Here is a 23,228-nt window from a genome sequence, read left to right on the forward strand (position 1 = left end):
GCAGTAGGTGTGCCTGGTAGGAGATGATCCGTTGGCGGTCGTGACGTGGTAACACACTAGCGAACGGTTCGGCTCGTCTCGTTCGAGCCGGATCCGCATCGCGCGGGCAGGCCTGTGAATCTCTTGCGGGAAACAGCGTGCCGTCCCCTCGAAGTGTCATGTCGATAACATCGACTGCGTTACCCCGGCGCGGTGGTTATTCTTGTGTGGTCGGGTGGATGCGCAAGAAACATCACGGCTCTGGGGAGCGAATGACGTGGCATCTGTCCTGACTCTCACGCGTCTGCTCTTCATCGCACTTCGGGAGGACGAGTACCCGAGGGCAATGGATTGCGTCGCGCGACATGTCGGGCGGCACGACCGGAGTCTCAGAGAGCCTTTGCTGCAATTCGTGCAGCAGTCGATTCACGGCTGGAGTGACGACGAGGGCCTGCGAGAAGAGCTGCAGAGTGATCGGCGTACGCGATCGGTTCTCGTCGACGTGCTCTACGAACTGACGGGAGTCATCGCGGACGACGATGATGGCGAGCCGTCACGGCGTAGCTGGGAGTCGTTGGTTCTGGACAGGTTCGAAAGCCTCCTTGACATATGTCTTCTCGCGGGCTCATTGCTGGACGGTCCGGTCGTCGTCGATGACTTCTTCAACCATGGGTGCTGGAGTGCTCTCGTGGTACCCGCTCGAACATCGCTTGAGAGGACGTACTGGCCGCCGCGGCGTGTATGGCGACGTACGGGTGGGAACGGAAGGTCAGCCGGTGAGTACGCGCCGGCGTTGGTCTTTCCCTTTGACGATCTCGTCGGGGAACACACCGGTGTTCTGGTTCGCCAGCGCATTCCCGGGCGGTCTGACGACTCGGTCGCTCCGGTGCGGCCGGATACAGCGCCGGTCGTGCCGGGTGAGGTATGGACCGGGTTGCGGGAGCTTCGATCCGATGACTGGTTGTGTGTCGGAAGGATTCGGCCGACTCTCGTGGAGCCCTGGGTTTACGAGACTCGCCGCACCGATCCCGAATGGCTCTGGCAAGAGTTTGCGATTCCAGATCCCGAGGGCGCCGCTGCTCGCTTTCTCGGTGCTGTTGCCCGGTCGTTGCGTGCGAACGAACGACTGCGGTTCCTCCTGTTGAAGTGGTTCGACTGATCTGTGACGCGGCAGCCGGTTCGATCCGAACATCGAAGGGGCGTGGGCAGTGGCAATCGAGTGGCGCAGGCGGGTGATGTCCGACTCCTACACGAACTACGCGCAAGGCCTGGTGTCTCTGGGACGGGATGAGCGCTCGGACTTCATCGGCTCGTTGCGGTTGGACGCGCTGCTGCTCGGGCGTTTGGTCGTCCCAGATACCCATCTGTTGGACGGCAGGTTCTTCCTCGATGTGGACCCTCTCGAGCTCGCCGAGGAACTCCGGGAGTCGGAACACGGGTATTGCCCACTGGAAATCGTCGGCAGAGGAGCATCGCTCCTCAACTCGTTGGCGACCTGGTTCGTTCGACCCGACCGGGAGACTCTCAACGGTGGTCTGTTCAACTCGATCGAGGATCGCACGGTCGCGTTGTCGTTGAGCGCGGGCATGACCGCGGTCCCTGTCGATGAGTTCGCGAACATGATTCGGCAAGCCGGCGACGACCCGATCGATGGTGTTCTCTACCTGCTCGAATCCCTGGGCGTGCCGAGCGCGGATCTGCAGAGGTTTTCCAACGGATGGGCCGCGTGGGTGTCGGCGACGGAAAGCGGCGACATCTCATACCTTCGACAGAAGTTACAATACTATCCACTGGCGGAGGAACTTCGCCGCCAACCAGTCGACACGTTGGCTTTCATCGACGAGCGAAGTGCCGCTCTGGCGAACGAGGTCCTCGCCGTGGTGGATTCCGGGTCGAAGCACCGTGCCGATACTTACCGGCTTGTCGACGGAACCGGGCAGTTCAGTGATGTGGAGCTGCACGATCGGCGGGTGGTTCGTGACTGGTACGACAGCGCGAGACAACGGGCCATAGCCCGGCAGAACGGCTGCGATCTCGAACAGTCTTCGTTCTACTTCAACGTGACGAGTTCCACGGCCAGTGACTCCCTGCTGGATTCGTCGCTGGACTCCGAACCGTTCCGCGATCGCCAGGTGGTTTCCACAGTTTCGCTGAGTTCACAGATCGGTCGTCTGGACCGGGAGAGCTACAAGAACCTCGTGTCGGAGCTACAGGCCGACATCAACCGCTGGCGGACAGCACGAAGTGTCCGCGCGCTGCGCAGAGTGGTGAACGGCTTGCGCGAGGGCACGGGAGACATCGGGCGCACGCCATCGATGGGATTCGCAGCGAAGCTCCTGACTGATCTGGCAGTGGGTGGCACCACCTTCGTGAGCACGGGTGGCCGAATACTGCCGTCGTTGATCGCCGCCATCGTCCCGGAAGGGATCGACCTCGCCGCGAGAGCGTCCCACGGCGGCCGCGACACCAGGGGAGTCGTGCAGTATTTCCGGGAGCGCAGCGGATGACCTGCGCTCCTCAGCCGGTGTGAACCTCGCCACTTGTGCGGGGGCGGCCGTCGCGGTGACCCGGCTCAGCGGTAGTTCGTGAACTGCAGCGCGATGCCGAAGTCCTCACCCTTGAGCAGCGCGATGACCTCCTGCAGGTGGTCCTTCTTCTTGCCGGAGACCCGCAGCTGGTCGCCCTGGATCTGGGCCTGCACGCCCTTGGGACCCTCGTCCCGGATCTTCTTGGCGATCTTCTTCGCGTGGTCGGAGTCGATGCCCTGCACGATCTTGCCCGTGACCTTGTAGGTCTTCCCGGACACCGTGGGCTCGCCCACGTCGAACGCCTTGAGCGAGATCTGCCGCTTGACCAGCTTGTCCTTGAAGACGTCGATGGCCGCCTTGCAGCGCTCCTCGGTCTCGGCCTCGATCGTGATCGCCTCTTCGCCCGCCCACTTCACCGAGGCACCGGTGCCGCGGAAGTCGAAGCGCGTGGACAGCTCCTTGCTCGCCTGGTTGAGCGCGTTGTCGACCTCCTGCCGGTCAACCTTGCTCACCACGTCGAAGGACGGATCCGCCACCAGTCTCACCTCTCGAGCCGCCGTACTGCCATGTGCCGGACGCGAGCCTACCGGTGGAGGGGATACCGGTTGTGAGCGCCGCGAGGGCATTGGGTATGGTTTCGCCCGTCCGGTCACGACCGGACACTCCCGGCGGGTTGCCCGAGCGGTCAAAGGGAGCAGACTGTAAATCTGTCGCGCAAGCTACGCAGGTTCGAACCCTGCACCCGCCACCAACCTGGCTTGACCAGGCGAAACAAGTGAAGACAGGATCGACTGTCGAGCTAGAAGTCGATCCATGGGTGCGGCCTTGGGTGCGAGATGCGCTCAAGGCCACATTTGTCTCATCAGGTGAAAGATCGCGAACGGGGCGGTCCTACGCGTTGTACGGCGTCTGCGGTGGGGTGTCCGCAGGTCCTGTCTCTGGTTGGCCGTTGGGATGCACCGGGCTCGGCGTTTCGACGTCCGGTTCGCTCTCCGGGGTGTCGAACAGCGTCGACTCCTGTTCGGCGCTGAAGTCGGGGGCGTTGAAGCGCTCGCGCAGATCGCGGGCAAGGGCTGTCGCACCGGCTTCGGTGGCGATGACGGCAAGCCGGTCGGCCATGTCGGTTCGTTCGGGTTCGGAGCCGTTGGGGAGGATCGCCGCCATCAGCTGGTCCAGGAAGTCCTCCTGGGCGATGGGATCCTGGTACGGCGCGTCATCGGTCTGCCGCTGCGGATCCGTCAGTGCGCCGACAAACGTGCGGAAGATCGGCTCCACCTCGCGGTCCTGGGCGGCGGCCACCAGTTTGCCGAGCGTGCCGATCAGGTCCACCGTCTCCGGGACCCGGGTGACGTCGCGAGACAGCCACCACACGACCGCGCTGCCCGTGGTGGACAGGACGTCGTCGCGGAGGTAGGCCCGCTTGTTCCGTTCGTAGGCCCGTTCGTACTCCCACACCTCTTCGTCCTTGCGGATCTCCGCGAGCTTGCGGAGCCGGGCGCGGTCTTCCTCCGGGATGTTCACGTTGACGGCCTGCGCCCAGACTTCCAGCTGCCCAGTCCTGTCCGGCCGGGGATAGGACAGCTCGCTTGCCAGCCGGGGCGCCAGCAGGTCGCCATCGGCCGGTGACTCACGTTCGGCGAGGCTCGTCGCCCGCTCGCGGATGGCGTCCACCGCCAGTTGGTCCGGCCGCGGATGCGTCAGGCTCTGCGTGGCACGCCACAGCACGGTGACGTCGAGCACGAAGCGGTAGTCGCGTTGAGCGCTCGGCAGCACCAGTCCCTGCACCGACGTGCTGGCGGGCGGTGTGGGCTGAGGCGGCGGCGGTGGTTGGTAGGTGACCTGCGGCTGGCGTTCGTACAGGCGCTTGTTCTCGATGCCCTGCTTCAGGAACAGGCCACCGACGATGAGCGGTACGAAGACCACCGCTCCCAACCACCACTGCACGCCCGCGATGGTCAGGAAGACCACGACGACCAGGGACACAGACGTGGCGAGGAACAAGTACAGCTTGTCGCTGAACATCAGGGACGGACTCCTTGTGCGGGCCGGGCTTCATGAGTCGACGGGGTGCTCGACCGGACCTCGGCGCACGCGTGCCGCAGCAGAGCGGCCGTGTGCAGGCGAGCACGGCGCTGATCTGGTGTCGCCGTCGCGACCCAGTCGCGTGAGATCACATAGAGGACTGCGCAGCGTGGGGACAACCCGCGAGTGGCCGCCGCCAGGATGTCGAGCAACGCGTCTCGTCCGGGCTCGTCGGCGTGGGCGGCAAGCCAGGGCGTCACGGCCGCGGCGACGTCCTGGTACGGCCGCATGGCGAGCCATGCCGCCCACCCGTCGACGAGCATCTCCGACACGACGCGTTCACCGACGCGGGGATAGCCAGGTTGGGCGCCGGTGAGCCGTACCGGGTCGGCGACGTCGGTGAACAGGGCGAAGTCCACGTCTCGTCGATGATCGCCGACCAGGTCGTCGTGGACGCGGGTGAGCATGCGGCGGGCAAAGCGACCGTCGCGGCAGAGCCTGGCGAGCGCGGACCGGGCGTCGGCTACGACGCCAGGGGTCGTGTGCCGGGTCAGGTGGCGCAGGCGCACCAGTGCCTGGCCGGGTTGGGCCGGCGCGATCACCTCCTCGCACAAGCCGATCAGCAGCGTGGCGAGGCTCGGTAGCAGGCGATGGTCGAGGACCCAGTTGTACACACGCCGCCGGAACCACCGGCCGTACCGCTCGTCGAGCAGTCCCCGGGTGAGCGCCGCACCCGCAATGTCGAGCAGTTTGTCCGGTGTGGACGGTGAGCGGGCTGCCCACTGCTCGACGAGCCGCTGCAGGTCTTCCGGATGTCCGACGCGGAGGCACTGGTCGGTGTAACGCAACACGGCAAGGGAACGATCGGCGATGGGAACCGCCGCGGATCGGACCGATCTGTCGAGCCAATGTCGCAACTTTCCCCGGAGATCCGGGAAGGTGCGCCAGAAGTGGGTGCGCACCGCATCGGCGTACGCGACCGACGCGAAGCGGACCTGCCTGCCGTCGATCGTCGCGTGCACGTTGTCGAGCGCTTCGGCGAGGTCAGGGAGATCCAGCCGGTGCGAGTCGTGTGGTGGGTACTTCACGATCTCGAGGAACGTCGTCGCAGCGGACGCCACGACTTCCGGAGCCGCGTGCTCGAACAGCGCCGCGGCCAGCAGGAGTGCGCGTTCCCGGCCGTCGGGGTGCGCGCGCACGTACTGCGCGACGTCCTTGACGTATGTGTCGGTCTTGAGCGCCGCGGCGAGCCAGGCCGACCACCCACCTCGGCCGTCCAGGTGGTTTCGGGCGCGGCGTACCCGTTCGGCGAGCGCGGCGATGTCCCGCATCGGATCACGGGCGAGATGACCGCGCAGCGCCTCGTCGTTCAGCTCGTGTGGCGCGACCTCGATGCCGAGCGCCGAGAGGTGCTTGCGGAAAACCGCCGCACCATCGGGACGCTCGATGAACACAGCTTCGATGCCGAGCTCGGCGGCCATCTGATGACGTTCCGGTGGCAGCACGATCGCCAGGTAGGCCTCGTGTTCGGCGACCGCGGCCCGGTATGCGCGCAGATCTTGCGGATTGCCCTTCCACTCGGTGGTCAGGTCCAGCAGGAGGCGTTCACCGGGCTCGATGACGCTCGCGTCGAGGATGAGCCGGTCACCCACGTCGTCGTCCGGCAGTTCGCGGAACCGCGTCGCGCCCTCACCGGACTCCTTGAGAACCATGAGCGCGGCGGAGCGCCTGCCACACCCTGGGGCGCCGGACACGACCACCGTGCCGGGGTAGCGCAGGCGTCTCACCAGATCGCCGTAACCAGGTGGCATCTCGAAACGTTCCGCGAGGTTGTTCAGGATGTCCTCTGGCACCAGCCGCGGTGACCACTCCGGGGCGCCGGAACTGTCGCTCACGGCGGACCGGAGGTGGAACGCCACCTGCTCCATCACGACGACCGAACCGCGAGGGTCGGTGATGCTGATGTTGCGGTTGCCCCGGACCGTGCCGATGCCACCGGTCCTGTCAGCGTTGTCGTCGACGTCCGGGACCTCGTCGTCCCGGTCGGTTTCGTCGAGCAGGTCCGCGAGGGGCTCGTCGGGTTCCTCGCCGGTCGGTTCGTCGAACGGTCCGTCCTGCTCGTCGTCGGGCTGTGGGACTTCGCCGGTCACTTGTCCCTCCGGGGACGGGTGAACCGGTCGCCGATGTGGAACGGACCACGGGGGTCGGTGATGCTGATGTTGTTGTTGCCCCGCACCGAACCGATGCCCCCGGACCGTCCGCTGCCGCGCCCTCGTTCGGCTGCCTCCTCGACATGCAGCCCGAGCGCCTTGTCCAGGCGTGCGAAGCCCGCTTCCGGCGTCCGAAGGTCGAGGATCACGAACTGTCTGCGTGCGAGGCCGGCAAGTCGCTCCGGTAGCTCGTGTTCCTTGGGAAACCGCGCTTCCCCGATGAGGAGCGGCACGATCCGCACCTGGTGGTTGAGCGCCTCGTGGAGCTCGCGGTGGATCCAGTCCGCTGGGTCGTCGATCGCACGGCCGTTCTTGCCCGGGAAGTCGAGCCAACGGACGCCGATGATCGACACCATCACGTCGCTGCGCCAGACGTTCTTCAGCAACACGTCGTCGAACAACGCGCCCGGCTCGATTGATTTGGTGTCCAGGAAAACGTTCTCGTCACCGATCCGCTCGGACAAGTGCCGTCTCACCAGCTGGGCAGTGGCTGCCTCGTCCTTGGTGCGGTAGTTGACGAAGACCTTCATCGGCAGGGGTGTCTCCGTTTCATGGCGGGAACCGGTGGCGAATTCGCGGCAATCATGTCCAGCAGACCTGGATGGGAACTGGATCAGAACTGGATCGGCTGGTCGTTCAGGCACTTGTGTTCGGTGGAAATTGCCGTCGTAACGCGCGGGCTGACGTGGGCGACTCACAAGCCATCCACTTGGGAGGTTGGCATGGAGATTGCCGAGCGGACGCAGGCGCTGGCGTTGAAGATCCGGAAGCACAAGGCGGGCATCGAGACCGAGGAGGCGACGAAGAACGCCTTCGTGATGCCGTTCATCAGTACTGTGCTCGGCTACGACGTCTTCAATCCGGCTGAGGTGATTCCCGAGTTCACCGCCGACGTGGGGACCAAGAAGGGCGAGAAGATCGACTACGCCGTGTCGCACGGTGGGAAGATCCAGCTGCTCATCGAGGTCAAGAAGGTCAACGACCCCTTGAAGATCGAGCACGCCTCCCAGCTCTTCCGGTATTTCGCCGTCACCAACGCGCGTATCGCGATTCTGACCAACGGGGAGGTCTACCAGTTCTACACGGACCTCGACGCGCCCAACCGGATGGACTCGAAACCGTTCCTGGTGCTTGATTTCGCCGCGCTCGACGAGACGCTGCTGCCTGAACTCGCGAAGCTGACCAAGGAGTCGTTCGACCTCGACTCGGTGATCAGCGCCGCCGGGGAGCTGAAGTACATCGGGCAGCTCAAGCGGGTGCTCGCCGCGCAGTTCAAGCAGCCCGAGGACGAGTGGGTGCGGTTCCTGACCACCCGGGTCTACGAGGGGTCGTTCACGCAGCGGGTGCGGGAGCAGTTCGTGCCGTTGGTCGTCAAGGCCGCGGGGCAGTTCCTCACCGAACAGGTGAACGACCGGCTCAAGAACGCGCTCGGTGGGCCCGATTCGTACGTCAGCGTCTCCTCCGGCGCGCCCGAGGCGGAACCGGCGGTCGTCGAGGAGCGGCCCGTCGACGCGAGCGGGGACGTCGTGACCACCGAGGAGGAAGTCGAGGGGTACCGGATCGTCCGGGCGATCGTCTGCAGCGAGGTGCCGGTGTCCCGCATCGTGGCGCGGGACACGAAAACCTACTGCGGCATCCTGCTCGACGACAACAACCGCAAGCCCGTCGCGCGGCTCTGGTTCAACCGCGCGAAGAAGTACCTCGGCGTGTTCGACGAGAACAAGGTCGAGACGCGGATCCCGATCGACGACGTGCAGGACATCTACGGGCACGCCGACCTGCTGCGGCGGACCGTGGCCCGCTACGTCGCGAAGGGCACCCAGGTCGAGGAACCACCGCTGCCCGCGGAGCCCGCCCTCGTCGAGTGACTAACGTCGGCGCGTGGACATCTGGGCTGCTCGCGCGTACGCCAACGGGCTCGGGGACGACCGGGCCCGGACCGTCGTGGACGCGGTGCGGACGGTCGTCGCGTTGCAGGGGCAGGACGTGCGGGCCACGCGGCTCGCCGTCCGCGCGCGCAGTGCGGGGCTGACCGCCGCCGACGTGGACGACGCTGTCGCGCGGGCCGACGTGGTGCGGACCTGGGCCATGCGCGGGACCTTGCACCTCGTCGCGGCCGCCGACCTGCGGTGGTTGACCTCGATCTTCGGGCCGTACTTCCGGGATCGGCAGCGGCCCCGGCGGCGGCAGCTCGGGCTGTCCGACGAGGACTGCGCTCGGGGCGTCGAGCAGCTCACGACCTTCCTGCACGAGCCGATGACCCGGGCGGAGATCGTCGAGCGGGTCGATCTCGACCTCGCCGGGCAGGCGGCGCCCTACTTCCTCGCGTTCGCGGCGTTTGAAGGGGTGGTGTGCCGGGGCCCGGAGCGGGGGAACGACGCCACCTACGTCCTCGTCGACGAGTGGGTCCGCGAGCACGGCGACGGGCGGCTCGCCGAGCGCTACCTGCGCGGCCACGGACCCGCGGCACCCGAGGACCTCGCCGCCTGGTCCGGGTTGCCGGTGACCGTCGCGCGGAAGGCGTTCGACGACGTACGCGATCTGCTCGAGCCCGTCGACGGCGGGTTCCGGCTTCGGGACTCGGCGCACGGAGAAGCGAGCGGGACGCGGTTGCTGGGGCACTTCGACGCCTACCTGCTCGGCTACCGAGAGCGACCGATTCCGCCGGAACACGTCAAAGCCATCCAGACGGGTGGTGGGTTCGTGATGCCCGCCGTCTCAGTGAGTGGGCGGATTCACGGTGTCTGGAGCAGCCGGTCCACGCGGGGAACTATCGGTATCGACGTGACGCCTTTCACAACGATCTCGGAACGGTTGACGCGTGAACTATCTGCCGAGGTGGCTGACCTCGGTAGATTCCTCGGCCAGCGGACGACCCTCGCGGTGTCAAGATCGGACTGACCGGCCGGTTCATCGCGTCGTGCGGCCATTTAGCACAGTCGGTTTCTGTGCACCGAGGGGGTACAGTTACGCGACCGTGACTAGCCCGATCGGGGGGCGATGTCACTCGCGGGTCTGGGGTGGCTCCCCGGGTCTCGCTGTGCGGTGGATTTTGTCGCCAGGGGCGGCAGAGGAGGTTGCATGCCGGACCATGCCATGCCGGCGGCCACGGACCGCACCCCTGAGGACAACCCACTGCTGGACCGACGGTTCAGCCTTTTTTCGGTCCTCGTGCTGGTCTCGGGCGCGGCCGCGGCGGCGGCCGTCTCCTGGTGGCTCCCGTTTCAGGGCGGCACCGAGCTGATCTGGACCGGGCTCCTGCTCGTGCTCGGGTTCCTCGTGGTCGAGCAGTTGTCGGTCAACATCGACGTCCGGGGCGGCGTCTCCTGGACCATCTCGTTCACCGAGATACCCCTCGCGATCGGGCTGTTCGTCGCGCCGTTCCAGGTCGTGCTCGCCGCGCACCTGATCGCAGGCGTCAGCACGCTGCTCGCCAGGCGCGTCCAGGACCGCGTCCTCTACAACACCGGCGCCGAGATCTTCGAGATCGCCGTCGCCTACACCGTCCTCACGGTCGTCGCGGGCGCCGTCGGCACCGGCGACCCGGACTGGTTCGCGGTGTTCGTCGCCGCCGTGTCCGCGCCGATCACCAGCACCCTCCTCGCGCTGGTCGCGGTGCACGTGCTCGGGCGGCGGATGCGGCTCGGCCCCGCCACCAAGCTCGTGTCCCGCACGCTGGTCCTCGGCCTGGTCAACGCATCCGTCGGCGTCGTCGGCTTCGAGGTCGCCACGGGCGTCCAGTACGGCTGGCCGCTGGTCATCGCCATGCTCGGCGGGCTGTGGGCCCTCTACCTCGCCTACTCCGGACTGCTCCGCGAACAACGCGACCTGGAGGCGTTGTCCGAGGTCAGCCTCATCGTCGCCCGCTCGGGGCGGCGCGCGGCCGCCCGGCCCGCCGCCGGCCCGGAGACCTCGGCCGCGGTCAGCAACGAGGACTGGCTCGGCATCGCCCAGCGGATCAAGGACCAGCTCGGCGCGGCCCGCGTCGTGCTGCGCCTGCGGTTCGACCCCGGGCAGCCGATGCACACGGTCGTCGCAGGCGACGAGCTCGCCGCGGACCTGTACGAGGTCGAGGCGACCGGCGCCCGCGCCGACGCGCTGCTGCGGCTGCCCGGCTCGCACGTCCGGCACTTCCGCCGCGTCGACGCGCTGCCCGAGGTCCGGGCCGCGCTGGTGCAGCGGAACGCGCAGGAGGCGCTCGTCGTGCCGCTGCGCAGCGCCAGCCACCTGCTCGGGGTGGTCGAGGCGCACGACAAGCTGTCCCGCTGGCGCGGCTTCGGCCAGGCCGACGTCCGCATGATCGGCACGACCGCGAGCCACCTCGCGACCGCGCTGGACAACCGCAGGCTCCTCGCCACCCTGCGCCACGACGCCTACCACGACCCGCTGACCGGCCTGTACAACCGGCCCGGCTTCCGGCAGGTCGCGACGGAGCTGCTCACCACCAACCCCGGCTCGGTGATGCTCCGCCTCGACCTGGAGGTGCAGCCGGCGATCAGCGACGCGCTCGGGTACGCGTGGAGCGACCGGATCGTCATCGCGGCCGGGCGGCGGCTGCGGGAGACGCTCGGCCACGACACCCCGCTGGCCCGGCTCGAGGGCGGCGCGTTCGCGGCGCTGCTCGTCGACTCGGACTTCGAGCACGCCCAGCTCGTCGCGAACCAGCTGGTCACGAGCCTGTCGGCGTCGTACCCGGTCGACCGGCTGTCGATCGAGGCCGGGGTGGTCATCGGCTACTCGTCGGCCACCATGGCCGACGGGGTCCTGTTCTCCGACTCCACGTCGGGGGGCGCCAGGGATGGGGCGCCCGCCGGCATCGACGTCGACGAGCTGCTGAAGCGGGCCGACGTGGCACTGCGGGCGGCGCAGACCTCCGGCGAGCACGCCAGGGCGTACGTGCCCAGCATGGGCCAGATGTTCCTGCGACGGTTCCAGCTGGTCACGCAGTTCCGGCAGTCCATGGAGACCGGCCAGGTCAAGATCCACTACCAGCCGAAGATCGCGCTGCCCAGCCGTGAGGTGCTCGGTGTCGAGGCCCTGGTCCGCTGGCGGCACCCCGAGTTCGGCGACCTGCACCCGGACGAGTTCGTGCCCGCGGTCGAGGCGGCAGGCCTGGTCGACGCGCTGACCGACTTCGTGCTCGACAAGGCGCTGATCAAGGTCCGCACGTGGATGGACCGCGGCCTGCGGATCGGGGTGGCGGTCAACCTGTCGGTGCGCAGCCTCGCCAACATGGACTTCCCGGACGGTGTCGCGGACGCGCTGGCGCGCCACCGCGTGCCGCCCGAGCTGCTGACGCTGGAGCTGACCGAGTCCGGTGTCATGGCCGACCCGCAGCGGGCGCTGCCGGTGCTGCGCGCCCTGCACAACCTGGGCGTCGTGCTGGCCGTGGACGACTTCGGGACGGGCTACTCGTCCCTGGCGTACCTGCGGCAGCTCCCGGTGGACGAGGTGAAGATCGACAAGAGCTTCGTGTTCGGCATGGGCAGTGATCTCGGCGACCTCGCCGTGGTGCGGTCCATCGTCGAGCTGGGGCACTCGCTCGGGCTCACCGTGGTCGCCGAGGGCGTCGAGGAGGACGTGGCGCGGGACCAGCTGGCGGCCATGGGCTGCGACGTGGCGCAGGGGTACCTGATCTCGCGGCCGCTGTCGGAGGAGCGGCTCGAGGCGTGGCTCCAGGCACGAACCGCGCAGGCCAGGGGCTTGCGGGACGAGACGGTGCTGACCCTGCTGTCGTAGAGGGGGCACCCGATTTCGCGGTCGCCGACCGGCCGTGTAATCTTCTCTCGGCTCCGCAGGAACGGTTCGTCCGTTCTGGATCCGCCCCAATAGCTCAGTCGGTAGAGCGTCTCCATGGTAAGGAGAAGGTCTACGGTTCGATTCCGTATTGGGGCTCGGTGAACTGGCCGCGGTGTTCGATTCCGGGCACCGCGGCACAGGCATGTCAAGGCGGTGTAGCTCAGTCGGTAGAGCAAGCGGCTCATAATCGCTGTGTCGCCGGTTCAAGTCCGGCCACCGCTACGCGATTGGGCGACGTGTGTCCGCAGAGAGCGCGGACCTTCATCGCTCCGCATAATCCTGGGGGCCCAGCCCCCAGACCCCGGCCGGGGGCAAGCCCCCGGACCCACGGGGACACTAGTTTGGAGAAGAGGAACCTCAGGTGGCTGGTGGCAGCGACGTTCGCCCGAAGATCACGCTGGCGTGCGAGGAGTGCAAGCACCGCAACTACATCACCAAGAAGAACCGGCGCAACGACCCGGACCGCTTGGAGATGAAGAAGTTCTGCCCGAACTGCGGCACGCACCGCCTGCACAAGGAAACCCGCTGAGGGTGCCTCTGGATCCGTCTTTCGTCGGGCACACGTACCCGACGTCTGAGGTCTACGAGGTCGGCAGGGCCAAGATCCGGGAGTTCGCCGAGTCGATCGGTGACGACCACCCGATGTACCGCGACACCGCCGCCGCGCAGGCGGCGGGCCACCCGGACGTCATCGCCCCGCCGACGTTCCCGATCATCCTGTTCAGCCACTACTCGATGGCGGACATCATCAACGACCCCGAGCTGGGGGTCGACTACGGCCGCCTCGTGCACGGCGACATGGGCTTCCGGTACGCCCGGCCCATGCGTGCCGGTGACCGGGTGACGGTGACCACGCGCATCGCGAACATCGACGTCCGCATGGGCAACAGCTTCCTCAACCTCGACGCGCTGATCGACACCGAGGACGGCGAACGCGTCGTCACCGCGACCGCGCAGCTGGTGATCCGGGCGGAGGACGCATGACCGCGGCCGGCGACGAACTGCCCCCGCTCGACGTGCGGGTGCGCCGCGCGGACCTCGTCCGCTACGCGGGCGCCTCGCTCGACTTCAACCCGATCCACTGGAACGACAAGGTCGCCGAGTCGGTCGGGCTCCCCGGCGTCATCGCCCACGGCATGCTGACCATGGCGCTCGCCGGCCGCCTCGTCACCAACTGGACCGGCGACCCGACCGCGGTGCTCGAGTACAGCGCCCGGTTCATCCGCCCGGTCGTCGTGCCCAACGACGACGAGGGCGCGCTGGTCGAGCTGACCGGCAAGGTCAAGGAAGTCCGCGACGACGGCACCGCCCGCGTGGACATCACCGCCAAGTTCGACGGCAAGGCCGTGCTCGGCAAGGCCGTCGCGGTCGTCCGCCTGCCCGCCTAGAAGGCAGGGGCGAGGTCCTCCGCGGCCCGCACCGTGTGCCACACGACCTCCGGCGGCACCTCCTCCGACCTGGTCGACACCACGACCGCCCACGACTCCTCCGCCGTGTCCCGCCGCACGACGTGCCCGACGCACGCGACGCCGTCGCGGAACTGGCCGGACTCGAGCACCGGCCCGTCGCCCAGCGTCGTCAGCTCGTGGTCCAGCGCGTCGGGGTCCACCACCGTCCTGGCCGTGAACCGCCGCATGCCCTGATCGGTGAGGTACTCGGCCCGGCGGGCCTTCGGCAGCTCGGCGAGCAGCACCTTGCCGATCACCGTCGCGTGCGCGGCCACGTCCAGCCCCACCTCGAGGTCCTCCAGGTGCGGGGACTCCGGGCCCTCCACCACGTCGGTGATCAGGATGCGGCCCGACACGAACTGCCCCAGGTACACGGTGCGCCGGGTCATCGCCGACAGGTGCCGCAGCACCTCGCGCACCTCCGGCGGCTGGTCGAACGACGACAGCAGCTCGCGGAACCGGCGCGCCACCGCGACACCGAGCACGTAGCCGCCGTCGGACGTGCGGACCAGGTAGTTCTCGTAGGTGAGGGTCCGCACCAGGTGGTAGGCGGTGGAGAGGTTGAGGCCGCAGCGGCGGGCGATCGCCTTGACCGTCAGCGGTGCGTGGCTCGCGCCGACCTCCTCCAGGATCCGGAAGGCCCTGGACACCGACCGGACGAGATCCGATGGCTCGGACGCTCTGTCGCGCATGCGTCACCGTCCCGTGCAGCGCTTTCACCATCTGAAATATTACGGCTTTCACCAGGCACCGGCCCCTGTCAGCCTCGATGCATGGCCGACGTCCCGCAGCGGTTTCTCGACGCGCTCGCTGACGTGTACGACCCGTGCTGCCGCGAGAAGGGCATCTCGGTGATCGACATGGGCCTGGTCCACCGGGTTTCCGTCGCCGAAGGGCACGCCCGGGTCGAGTTGCTGCTGACGTCCGGCTGGTGCCCGTTCGCCGCGCGGGTGCTGACGGACGTGCGCGAGCGCGTCGAGGCGCTGCCGGACGTCGAGAGCGCCGAGGTCGAGGTGGTGTGGGACGAGGTGTGGACGACCGACCGGTTGTCGCCGTCCGCGCGCGAGCGCCTGCGCTTCCTGCCCGACCCGGCTGCCGTGCCGGACCGTGCCGCCTACCTGGCCACGAAGGGAGTCAGGCCATGATCGACGACGCGTTCGTGTTCGACGGCGTGGCGCACCCGTTCAACTTCGAGCAGAAGAACGCCTTCGGCAGCCCCGGCGAGATGTTCGCCAACCACCTCTACGCCTTCCACGCGACCCTGACCCCCGAGGGCGAGGAGCACCTCGCCGCGGAGCAGTTCCTGCGGAAGTGGACCATCGAGGACATCCGCCGCATGGTCTACGAGCAGTCCGACACCGACATGCTGGTCGCCATGCCCCTCCCGCTGACCGACCTCTTCGCCGACGGCCTGTCCCCGTGGGAGGAGTGCGCGGAACTGGCGGCCCGCGACCCGGACCGGACCGTGTTCTGGGGAACGGTGAACCCGCTCGAAGGCCGGCGTGCGCTGGACCTGATGGAACGGCAGGTCGGCGAGTACGGCGCCAAGGCGTTCAAGTTCTACAACGTCCGGTACGACTACGGCAGGCCGTTCCCGTGGCGCATGGACGACCCGCAGGTCGCGTTCCCGATCTTCGAGAAGGCGCGCGAGCTGGGCGTGAACCTGATCGGCGTGCACAAGGGCGTGCCGCTGGGCCCGCAGCCGATCGAGCACACCCAGACGTGGGACATGGACGGCGCCGCCGCGAACTTCCCCGACATCAACTTCGTGATCTTCCACGTGGGACTGCCGTTCCTCGACGAGACGTGCTGGCAGCTCATCCGCTACCCCAACCTGTACGCGTCCCTGGCCGCGACGATCAACTTCGTCGTCCGGTCGCCCCGGATGTTCGCCGAGATCATCGGGAAGCTGCTGTTCTGGTGCGGCGAGGACAAGATCGTCTACGGCAGCGAGGCGCCGATCTTCCACCCACAGTGGGCGCTGCGGGCGTTCATGGACTTCCAGATCCCGCAGGACCTCTGCGACGGGTACGGCTACCCGCCGCTGACCGACACGGCGAAACGCAAGATCCTCGGGGAGAACCTGTTGCGGCTGCACGGGTTCGACGTCGAGGACACGAAGGCCAAGCTGGGCCGCCAGAGCCAGCGGCTCCCCGAACGCCGGCCCTGACCCCGCCGGTGTGAACCTGAATGGCGTCTTCCGGGCCCTCGGATGTCCGGAAGACGCCATTCAGGCGTGTGCTGCCTCCGGCCTCCGGCCCCCCGACTCCAGCCTAGAGCCGACCACCGACAAGATCAGGCGCCAGCACCCGGGTTGTCCACAAGCAAAAGGCCCCCCGATGCCAACCGGCAACGAGGGGCCACGAGCCGTGGACTACTTGGCCTCAGCCAACAGCGCGCCCATCCGCGAAACGCCGGTCGCGAGGTCCTCGTCCCCGAGCGCGTACGACAGCCGGAAGTACCCCGGTGTCCCGAACGCCTCCCCGGGCACGACCGCCACCTCGGCGTGCTCCAGCACGAGCGCGGCCAACTCCACGCTGCTGTTGGCGCGCACCCCGCGGATCTCCTTGCCCACCAACGCCTTCACCGACGGGTAGACGTAGAACGCGCCCTGCGGCGTCGGCACCTCGACGCCGGGGATCTCCGACAGCATCTTCACGATCGTCTGGCGGCGACGGTCGAACGCCGACCGCATGGCGTGGGCCGCGTCCAGAGAACCCGAGACCGCGGCGAGGGCGGCCCGCTGGGAGACGTTCGCGACGTTCGACGACAGGTGGGACTGCAGGTTGCCCGCGGCCTTCGTCACGTCGGCCGGGCTGATCATCCAGCCGACGCGCCAGCCGGTCATGGCGTAGGTCTTGGCCACGCCGTTGATCACGATGCAGGTGTCGGCGAGTTCGGGCACGACGACCGGCATGGACGGGGCCGTGACGCCGTCGTAGGTGAGGTGCTCGTAGATCTCGTCCGTGATCACCCAGATGCCGTGCTCCACGGCCCAGCGGCCGATGGCCTCGACCTGCTCGCGCGGGTACACCGCACCGGTCGGGTTGGACGGGCTGCAGAACAGCAGCGCCTTGGTCTTCGGGGTGCGGGCCGCCTCGAGCTGCTCCACCGAGACGAGGTAGCCGGACGTCTCGTCGGCCACCACCGGCACGGTCACGCCGCCCGCCAGGCCGATGGCCTCCGGGTAGGTCGTCCAGTACGGGGCGGGCAGCAGCACCTCGTCGCCCGGGTCGATGATCGTGGCGAAGGCCTGGTACACGGCCTGCTTGCCACCGTTGGTCACCAGCACCTGGTTCGCCGCGACCTCGTAGCCCGAGTCGCGCTTGGTCTTCGCCGCGATGGCCTCGCGCAGCTCGGGGAGGCCTGCGGCGGGCGTGTAGCGGTGGTTCTTGGGGTCGGCGGCCGCGGCGACGGCGGCCTCGACGATCTCCGGGGGAGTGGGGAAGTCCGGCTCACCGGCGCCGAAGCCGATGACCGGCCGTCCGGCGGCCTTCAGCGCCTTGGCCTTCGCGTCCACCGCCAGCGTGGCGGACTCGGCGATGCCGCCGATACGAGCGGAGATCCGGCGCGGTGTGACGGTGGTGTCGCTCATACGGGCATCGTCGCAGATCCGCCAAACGGAATAGTCACCGGCCGTTAGCCTCCGGGACGTGGCAGAACCGGAATGGAGCGGGACGACGCGCCGCGGTACCTACAACCCTGACCACCAGGCGAAACGTGACGAGTTCGCGGACCTCGCGCGGGACGGGGACTGGCCTGCCGTGCTGGCGCGGATCGCCGAGTGGCCGTCGCTGGTCAACGCCTGGCGGCCGGGCGGGCCGAGCTGGTACACGCCGCTGCACCAGGCGGCGTGGCACGGCGCGAGCGAGTCCGTCGTCCGCGCGCTGCTGGCGCACGGGGCGTGGCGGACGTTGCGGACCGCGGCGGGCGACCGGCCGCTGGACATCGCGCTGCGTGGCGGCCACACGCACCTCACCGGCCAGCTGACCCCGGTGATCCACCACCCGGTGCCGACCGACGTCCTGCGGGCCGTGCAGCACCACTTCCACGAGGTGATCCGCGGGCGGGCCGCGCACCTGGTCGACGAGCAGCGGCTGCGGCTGCCCGAGCTGGACGTGCTGACCGAGCTGGAGACGCCGGCGATGTGGTTCCCGGTGCCGGGAATGTACGGCGGGTTCCGCTACGTTCTGGAGGGGCGGGAACTCCAGGTGGACAGCTGGATCCGGGTGGTCGGCGGCTCGGGTGAGACCCACCGGGTCACGGCCGACGGCGCGGTGCTCACGGACAGCGGGTTCGTGTGAGTGGGGGGCGTGCTTGCGGGCCGACATCGCGGTTGCCGTACACTCTTGAACTTGGAAGTTGACGACTCGCTCCGCGCGGCGACACGGGGCAGGTCGAATGCGTCCGAATTCGTGGCGTCGAGTGATCGACAACGCGAAGGGGTGTAGCTCAATTGGCAGAGCAGCGGTCTCCAAAACCGCAGGTTGCAGGTTCAAGTCCTGTCACCCCTGCGTCAGGCGCAAGGCCGGGGAGGACCTCCCCGGTTCCGTGAAGACCGAGCGGAGGAACTGGCGTGGTTGACGACCGGGACAAGGAGCCGAGCAAGGGACAGGAGCGCCCTTCTCGTCCGGTCACCGCCGCGGCGCGGCGTGAGCGCCGTGCTTCCGCTCGCCCTGCCGCGCGGAAGGAGTCCTCGGCGGAGGACACCAAGACCGCGAAGGGCGCCGAGGACAAGGCGAAGCCGAAGGCCAAGGCGAGGTCCGACAGCGACGCGAAGCCGGCCGCCAAGACCGCCCCGAAGAAGGGCGAGCACAAGGGCAGGCCCACGCCGACGCGGGACCGGAGCAAGGACGCGCGTCCGGGCCTGTTCGCCAGGATCTTCCGCTTCCTCCGGGAAGTGGTCGCGGAGCTGCGCAAGGTCATCTGGCCGACGCGCAAGCAGATGATCACGTATACGGCTGTCGTGTTGGTTTTCGTGGCCTTCATGGTGGCGCTGATCGCGGGTCTCGACCTCGCGCTCGCCCAGGGCGTGACCGCGCTGTTCGGCTGAGCTGCGCCTTCGCGGGCGCACCGGCACAGTAGGCGGGGTACGCGATCTATGAAAGGAAGCGGGACCGAACAGTGAGCTCCGACAACGGCGTGGCTGGCAGCGACGAGCTGACCGGTCTGGCCGAGGACGGCGACGTGCGCACGGAGGACGTCGCGGCCGCCGAGGCGGCGCTGGCCGTCGACCCCGAGGTCGAGGCCGCCGCGACGGCGGACGACACGGACGACGACGCGGACGACACCGACAGCGACGACGTCGACGCCCCGGTCGAGACGGTGGCCGACGACGACGCGGCGGCAGCGGGCGAGACCGAGGTCGAGGACCCGGTCGCCGAGATGCGGGACGCGCTGCGCCGCGCGCCGGGCGAGTGGTACGTCGTGCACTCCTACGCCGGCTACGAGAACAAGGTCAAGACCAACCTCGAGACCCGGATCCAGACCCTCGACATGGAGGAGTACATCTTCCAGGTCGAGGTGCCGACCGAAGAGGTCACCGAGATCAAGAACGGGCAGCGCAAGCAGGTCCAGCGCAAGGTGCTGCCCGGCTACATCCTCGTGCGCATGGACCTGAACGACGCGTCGTGGTCCGCGGTGCGGAACACGCCGGGCGTCACCGGGTTCGTCGGCGCGACGTCCAAGCCGTCGCCGCTGACCATCGACGAGGTCCTCAAGTTCCTCCTCCCGCAGGTGGAGGAGGCCAAGCCGGCAGCCGCCGGCAAGGGCACGACGGCCGCACCGGCCAAGGGCCCGGTCGTGGAGGTCGACTTCGAGGTCGGCGAGTCGGTCACCGTCATGGACGGGCCGTTCGCCACGCTGCCCGCGACCATTAGCGAGGTCAACGCGGACGGGCAGAAGCTCAAGGTCCTCGTGTCGATCTTCGGTCGGGAGACGCCGGTCGAGCTTTCGTTCAGCCAGGTCTCCAAGATCTGACGACGGCTGCCGGAAGACAACTGAGCAGGGAAAGACATGCCACCCAAGAAGAAGAAGCTGGCCGCGATCATCAAGCTGCAGATCACGGCAGGCCAGGCCAACCCGGCGCCGCCCGTGGGTCCCGCCCTCGGTCAGCACGGCGTCAACATCATGGATTTCTGCAAGCAGTACAACGCCGCGACGGAATCGCAGCGCGGCAACGTGGTGCCGGTGGAGATCTCGGTCTACGAGGACCGCTCGTTCGACTTCAAGCTCAAGACCCCGCCGGCGGCGAAGCTGCTGCTCAAGGCCGCGGGTGTCGACAAGGGCTCCGGCGAGCCGCACCGGAACAAGGTCGCCAAGGTGACCTGGGACCAGGTGCGTGAGATCGCCGAGACGAAGAAGGCGGACCTCAACGCCAACGACATCGATCAGGCGGCCAAGATCATCGCGGGCACGGCCCGTTCGATGGGCATCACGGTCGAATAAGTTCTTTCATTCGTGGGAGAGCCACGCGCTGGCTCGTTACCACTGGCTCGTAAGGAAGAGTTATGGCAAAGCGCAGCAAGGCCTACCGCCAGGCCGCCGAGATGATCGACCGCGAGCGGCTGTACAGCCCGCTCGAGGCCGCGAAGCTCGCGAAGGAGACCTCCAAGGTCAAGCTGGACGCGACCGTCGAGGTCGCCATCCGGCTCGGGGTCGACCCCCGCAAGGCGGACCAGATGGTGCGCGGCACGGTGAACCTGCCGCACGGCACCGGCAAGACGGCACGCGTGATCGTGTTCGCGACGGGTGACAAGGCCAACGAGGCCGTCGCCGCGGGCGCGGACGAGGTGGGCGCCGAAGACCTGATCGAGCGCATTCAGGGTGGCTGGCTCGAATTCGACGCCGCGATCGCGACCCCCGACCAGATGGCCAAGGTCGGCCGGATCGCACGCATCCTCGGCCCGCGCGGCCTCATGCCGAACCCGAAGACCGGCACCGTGACCCCGGACGTGACGAAGGCCGTCGCCGACATCAAGGGCGGCAAGATCAACTTCCGCGTCGACAAGCAGGCCAACCTGCACCTGGTGATCGGCAAGGCCTCCTTCGACCAGGAGAAGCTGGTGGAGAACTACGCCGCGGCCCTCGACGAGGTGCTGCGCGCGAAGCCGTCCGCCGCGAAGGGCCGCTACCTGAAGAAGGTCACCTTCTCGACCACCATGGGCCCCGGCATCCCCGTGGACCCGGCCCGGACTCGCAACCTGCTGCAGGACGAGCCCGTCGCCTGATTTCGCTGCACGCATGGGAGGCGACTGCTCGCGGAGAGCGCTCGCCTCTCTGCGTTCCGCCATGATGTTGGGGGGCCGAGCCCCCCAGACCCCCCACGGTGCGGTCGGTGCCGACCCAGCGTGGTCCAGTCGCTGAAGAACGAGGGCCGCATCCCCGCGCGGGTGCGGCCCTCGTTCTTTCTGTACGCCCTGTCTCAGCCGATGGTGGCGCCGACCGCGTCGAGCGCCGTGGTCACCGGCTGGAAGAACGTCTCACCTCCCGTCGCGCAGTCGCCGCTGCCGCCCGAGGTGAGCCCGATCGCGGCGCCCTCCTCGGTGAACAGCGGACCGCCGCTGTCGCCCGGCTCGGCGCACACCGTCGTCTGGATGAGCCCGGTCACCGTGCCCTCCGGGTAGTTGACGGTCGCGTCGAGGCCGACGACCTGGCCGTCGAACAGGCCGGTCGTGCTGCCCATGCGGAACACCTGCTGCCCGACCTGCGCCTCCTCGGCGCCGGTGATCTCGAAGACCTGCCCGCCGAGGTCGACCACGCTCCGCGCGTCCCGCGCCGGGTCGTCGTAGGTCAGCAGGGCGAAGTCACCGTCGCCGGGGAAGACGGCCTCCTGGACGGTGGCGATGGGCGCGCCGCCGGCCGTGTCCGACCACTCCTCGGCGGCCACGCCGCAGTGGCCCGCCGTGAGGAAGCCGGGGCTGCCGTCCTGCGTGACGACGTTGAAGCCGAGCGAGCAGCGCGCGCCGCCGGAGAAGATCGCGTCGCCGCCCTCGGCGAACAGGCGGAACTCACCGGCGCTGCGCCGGAGTCTCGCCTGGTCGCCGACCGCGGCGACGGCGCCCGCCAGCTCGTTCCAGGTGTCCCCGGTGACGCTCGCGTCGGCGGTGACGATCATCCGGCCGGTGCGCGGGTCGACCGCCCACGCGGTGCCCGGGATGCGTTCCTGCCGCAGGCTCGTCAACGCGTCCATCGCGGACACGGCGTCCCGCGGGTCCTGCTCGGCACTGGCCTGCGGCAGCAACACCGCGACAAGACCGCCGAGCGCGACGACCCCAGCGGCGGCGAACAGGCCCTTGCGGGTGGCTGTCCGGTGTCTGGCTGGCAATGCGCGACCTCCTCGGTAACGGAATCGGGCGAATGCGGATCCGTTCCGTACACGAGAAGACATCAGCGGCGGTTCACGAACGTCAACTGGTCGGACCTGTGGACCCCGTGGGGCAGGCCGGCTCGGTGGCGTGGTTGGTGATGATCCACTGGCCGCCCTTCGAGCCCTCGATCTTCGACACCGTGAACACGCCGAGCGCGGGGCCGCCCTGGATGCCGCCCCGGATGTTGTCCTCGCACGAGCTGATCCGGATCTCGTCGCCCGGCACCTTGGTGGTCGTGTAGGACGGCATCGACTCGGCGTACGCGTTCGAGTCCGTCACCTGCCCGGCAAGGCCCCGGACCGCGGCCGTGCAGTCGGGGTAGCCCATGTCCTGGGCGAACTTCTTGCCCTCGTCCTTGAACCGCAGGCACACCTGCTCCGGCACGCCGTTCTCGCCGTTCGCGATGTGGTGGTAGATCTTGCGGACGGTCTCGTACGGGTTGGTGTCCAGGATCAGGTTGTCCGTGGTCTTGCCGCCGCCGGTCTGGGAGGCCGGGGGCTGGTCGTGGTCCTCGCCGAAGAAGTAGTTGATCGCCAGGTACGCGCCCAGCGTGAGGATGGCCAGTACGACCAGGCCGGTGACGATCTTGCTGAGCGCGCTCTTGAGCAACCGCTTGCCGAAGCTCTCCTTCGGCGGCGGCGGGCCCCACGGCTGCAACAGGCCGGGCGGCGGGTTGCCGGGCGGGAAACCCTTCTCCGCGGCGTCGCGCATCAGTTCCTGGAAGCGCTGGAACTCCTGGAACTGGCGGACCTGCTCCGGCGTGATCTCGGTCGGCTCGCGCACCGCCGGCGGGGGCGCGGCAGGGTCCTGCTCACGCGGGTGCTCGTTGTCGGCCACGGCCTCCATCATGCCGTGCGGCCCCCGGTTTGGAAG

General features: G+C 68.4%; 23 protein-coding genes and 4 tRNA genes. 19 read left to right on the top strand and 8 right to left on the bottom strand.

Features of this window, described 5'->3' with window-relative positions; all coding sequences use genetic code 11:
• Positions 1-256: 256 nt before the first annotated feature.
• The gene (locus ACYQ77_RS37485; protein WP_459720506.1) at positions 257-1,138 is read left to right on the top strand and encodes a hypothetical protein; all 882 of its coding nucleotides are present in this window, start codon (positions 257-259) and stop codon (positions 1,136-1,138) included.
• A gap of 49 nt (positions 1,139-1,187) precedes the next feature.
• On the top strand, positions 1,188-2,486 hold the full coding sequence (locus ACYQ77_RS37490; protein WP_459720509.1) for a hypothetical protein: 1,299 nt from the start codon (positions 1,188-1,190) through the stop codon (positions 2,484-2,486).
• A 65-nt stretch (positions 2,487-2,551) separates the two neighbouring features.
• Here the strand turns inward: ACYQ77_RS37490 and ACYQ77_RS37495 are convergent, their stop codons facing one another.
• Positions 2,552-3,043, bottom strand: a complete 492-nt coding sequence (locus tag ACYQ77_RS37495) for a YajQ family cyclic di-GMP-binding protein (RefSeq protein WP_459720512.1) — start codon at positions 3,041-3,043, stop codon at positions 2,552-2,554.
• A gap of 131 nt (positions 3,044-3,174) precedes the next feature.
• Here ACYQ77_RS37495 and ACYQ77_RS37500 point away from each other — a divergent pair.
• Positions 3,175-3,258, top strand: a tRNA-Tyr gene (locus ACYQ77_RS37500).
• Positions 3,259-3,398: 140 nt separating this feature from the next.
• On the opposite strand, the gene ACYQ77_RS37505 is transcribed toward ACYQ77_RS37500, so the two are convergent.
• From ACYQ77_RS37505 to ACYQ77_RS37515, 3 genes are read right to left on the bottom strand one after another with little or no spacing between them, the layout of a single operon-like run.
• On the bottom strand, positions 3,399-4,529 hold the full coding sequence (locus tag ACYQ77_RS37505) for a hypothetical protein (RefSeq protein WP_459720514.1): 1,131 nt from the start codon (positions 4,527-4,529) through the stop codon (positions 3,399-3,401).
• Positions 4,529-6,679, bottom strand: coding sequence for a hypothetical protein (locus ACYQ77_RS37510; RefSeq protein ID WP_459720517.1), 2,151 nt, complete (start codon positions 6,677-6,679; stop codon positions 4,529-4,531). The genes ACYQ77_RS37505 and ACYQ77_RS37510 overlap by 1 nt, the downstream gene beginning before the upstream one ends.
• Entirely contained in the window at positions 6,676-7,269 is a 594-nt protein-coding gene (locus ACYQ77_RS37515; protein ID WP_459720519.1) for a toll/interleukin-1 receptor domain-containing protein, read from the bottom strand. The genes ACYQ77_RS37510 and ACYQ77_RS37515 overlap by 4 nt, the downstream gene beginning before the upstream one ends.
• 192 nt (positions 7,270-7,461) lie before the next feature.
• Here ACYQ77_RS37515 and ACYQ77_RS37520 point away from each other — a divergent pair, with 192 nt between their 5' ends.
• The 8 genes from ACYQ77_RS37520 to ACYQ77_RS37555 all read left to right on the top strand — a co-directional run bounded on the left by ACYQ77_RS37520 (position 7,462) and on the right by ACYQ77_RS37555 (position 13,926).
• Positions 7,462-8,607, top strand: a complete 1,146-nt coding sequence (locus tag ACYQ77_RS37520) for a type I restriction endonuclease (protein ID WP_459720522.1) — start codon at positions 7,462-7,464, stop codon at positions 8,605-8,607.
• Positions 8,608-8,620: 13 nt separating this feature from the next.
• Entirely contained in the window at positions 8,621-9,640 is a 1,020-nt protein-coding gene (locus ACYQ77_RS37525) for a winged helix DNA-binding domain-containing protein (RefSeq protein WP_459720525.1), read from the top strand.
• Positions 9,641-9,820: 180 nt separating this feature from the next.
• Positions 9,821-12,478 (top strand): putative bifunctional diguanylate cyclase/phosphodiesterase, encoded by a 2,658-nt coding sequence (locus tag ACYQ77_RS37530; RefSeq protein ID WP_459720527.1) that lies wholly within the window; start codon positions 9,821-9,823, stop codon positions 12,476-12,478.
• A gap of 83 nt (positions 12,479-12,561) precedes the next feature.
• Positions 12,562-12,634 (top strand) — tRNA-Thr (locus ACYQ77_RS37535).
• 53 nt (positions 12,635-12,687) lie between these two features.
• Positions 12,688-12,760 (top strand) — tRNA-Met (locus tag ACYQ77_RS37540).
• 139 nt (positions 12,761-12,899) lie between these two features.
• Positions 12,900-13,067: a 50S ribosomal protein L33 gene (gene rpmG / locus ACYQ77_RS37545; RefSeq protein WP_184815317.1), complete on the top strand. Its 168-nt coding sequence runs from the start codon at positions 12,900-12,902 to the stop codon at positions 13,065-13,067.
• Positions 13,068-13,069: 2 nt separating this feature from the next.
• Positions 13,070-13,522, top strand: coding sequence for a MaoC family dehydratase N-terminal domain-containing protein (locus ACYQ77_RS37550; protein ID WP_459720530.1), 453 nt, complete (start codon positions 13,070-13,072; stop codon positions 13,520-13,522).
• The gene (locus tag ACYQ77_RS37555) at positions 13,519-13,926 is read left to right on the top strand and encodes a MaoC/PaaZ C-terminal domain-containing protein (RefSeq protein WP_459720533.1); all 408 of its coding nucleotides are present in this window, start codon (positions 13,519-13,521) and stop codon (positions 13,924-13,926) included. Before ACYQ77_RS37550 ends, ACYQ77_RS37555 begins: the two co-directional genes overlap by 4 nt.
• On the opposite strand, the gene ACYQ77_RS37560 is transcribed toward ACYQ77_RS37555, so the two are convergent.
• Positions 13,923-14,678: an IclR family transcriptional regulator gene (locus tag ACYQ77_RS37560; protein WP_459720536.1), complete on the bottom strand. Its 756-nt coding sequence runs from the start codon at positions 14,676-14,678 to the stop codon at positions 13,923-13,925. The two genes, ACYQ77_RS37555 and ACYQ77_RS37560, sit on opposite strands and share 4 nt — an antisense overlap.
• Positions 14,679-14,759: 81 nt before the next feature.
• On the opposite strand from ACYQ77_RS37560, the gene ACYQ77_RS37565 reads away from it, so the two are divergent.
• Positions 14,760-15,131 (top strand): metal-sulfur cluster assembly factor, encoded by a 372-nt coding sequence (locus tag ACYQ77_RS37565; protein ID WP_459720538.1) that lies wholly within the window; start codon positions 14,760-14,762, stop codon positions 15,129-15,131.
• Positions 15,128-16,156, top strand: coding sequence for an amidohydrolase family protein (locus ACYQ77_RS37570; RefSeq protein ID WP_459720540.1), 1,029 nt, complete (start codon positions 15,128-15,130; stop codon positions 16,154-16,156). Before ACYQ77_RS37565 ends, ACYQ77_RS37570 begins: the two co-directional genes overlap by 4 nt.
• A gap of 204 nt (positions 16,157-16,360) precedes the next feature.
• On the opposite strand, the gene ACYQ77_RS37575 is transcribed toward ACYQ77_RS37570, so the two are convergent.
• Complete coding sequence (locus ACYQ77_RS37575) at positions 16,361-17,581, bottom strand: pyridoxal phosphate-dependent aminotransferase (RefSeq protein ID WP_459720543.1); 1,221 nt, start codon at positions 17,579-17,581, stop codon at positions 16,361-16,363.
• A gap of 58 nt (positions 17,582-17,639) precedes the next feature.
• On the opposite strand from ACYQ77_RS37575, the gene ACYQ77_RS37580 reads away from it, so the two are divergent.
• The 6 genes from ACYQ77_RS37580 to rplA all read left to right on the top strand — a co-directional run bounded on the left by ACYQ77_RS37580 (position 17,640) and on the right by rplA (position 21,215).
• A complete protein-coding gene (locus tag ACYQ77_RS37580; RefSeq protein ID WP_459720545.1) occupies positions 17,640-18,290 on the top strand; it encodes a hypothetical protein in 651 nt (216 codons plus the stop codon).
• A gap of 137 nt (positions 18,291-18,427) precedes the next feature.
• Positions 18,428-18,500, top strand: a tRNA-Trp gene (locus ACYQ77_RS37585).
• A 62-nt stretch (positions 18,501-18,562) separates the two neighbouring features.
• The gene (secE, locus tag ACYQ77_RS37590) at positions 18,563-19,039 is read left to right on the top strand and encodes a preprotein translocase subunit SecE (RefSeq protein ID WP_459720548.1); all 477 of its coding nucleotides are present in this window, start codon (positions 18,563-18,565) and stop codon (positions 19,037-19,039) included.
• Positions 19,040-19,110: 71 nt separating this feature from the next.
• Positions 19,111-19,965 carry a transcription termination/antitermination protein NusG gene (gene nusG / locus ACYQ77_RS37595; protein WP_459720550.1) on the top strand — a complete coding sequence of 285 codons (855 nt, stop codon included), beginning with the start codon at positions 19,111-19,113 and terminating at the stop codon, positions 19,963-19,965.
• A 36-nt stretch (positions 19,966-20,001) separates the two neighbouring features.
• Positions 20,002-20,433 carry a 50S ribosomal protein L11 gene (gene rplK / locus ACYQ77_RS37600; protein WP_396109495.1) on the top strand — a complete coding sequence of 144 codons (432 nt, stop codon included), beginning with the start codon at positions 20,002-20,004 and terminating at the stop codon, positions 20,431-20,433.
• Between the two features lie 62 nt (positions 20,434-20,495).
• Positions 20,496-21,215: a 50S ribosomal protein L1 gene (gene rplA, locus ACYQ77_RS37605; protein ID WP_459720553.1), complete on the top strand. Its 720-nt coding sequence runs from the start codon at positions 20,496-20,498 to the stop codon at positions 21,213-21,215.
• A gap of 194 nt (positions 21,216-21,409) precedes the next feature.
• Here rplA and ACYQ77_RS37610 read toward each other — a convergent pair whose 3' ends face one another.
• Together ACYQ77_RS37610 and ACYQ77_RS37615 are read right to left on the bottom strand one after the other, a co-directional pair.
• A complete protein-coding gene (locus ACYQ77_RS37610; protein ID WP_459720556.1) occupies positions 21,410-22,312 on the bottom strand; it encodes a S1 family peptidase in 903 nt (300 codons plus the stop codon).
• Between the two features lie 82 nt (positions 22,313-22,394).
• Positions 22,395-23,192: a hypothetical protein gene (locus ACYQ77_RS37615; RefSeq protein ID WP_459720558.1), complete on the bottom strand. Its 798-nt coding sequence runs from the start codon at positions 23,190-23,192 to the stop codon at positions 22,395-22,397.
• Positions 23,193-23,228 lie beyond the last annotated feature (36 nt).

This window comes from Actinophytocola sp. KF-1, from assembly GCF_054661535.1.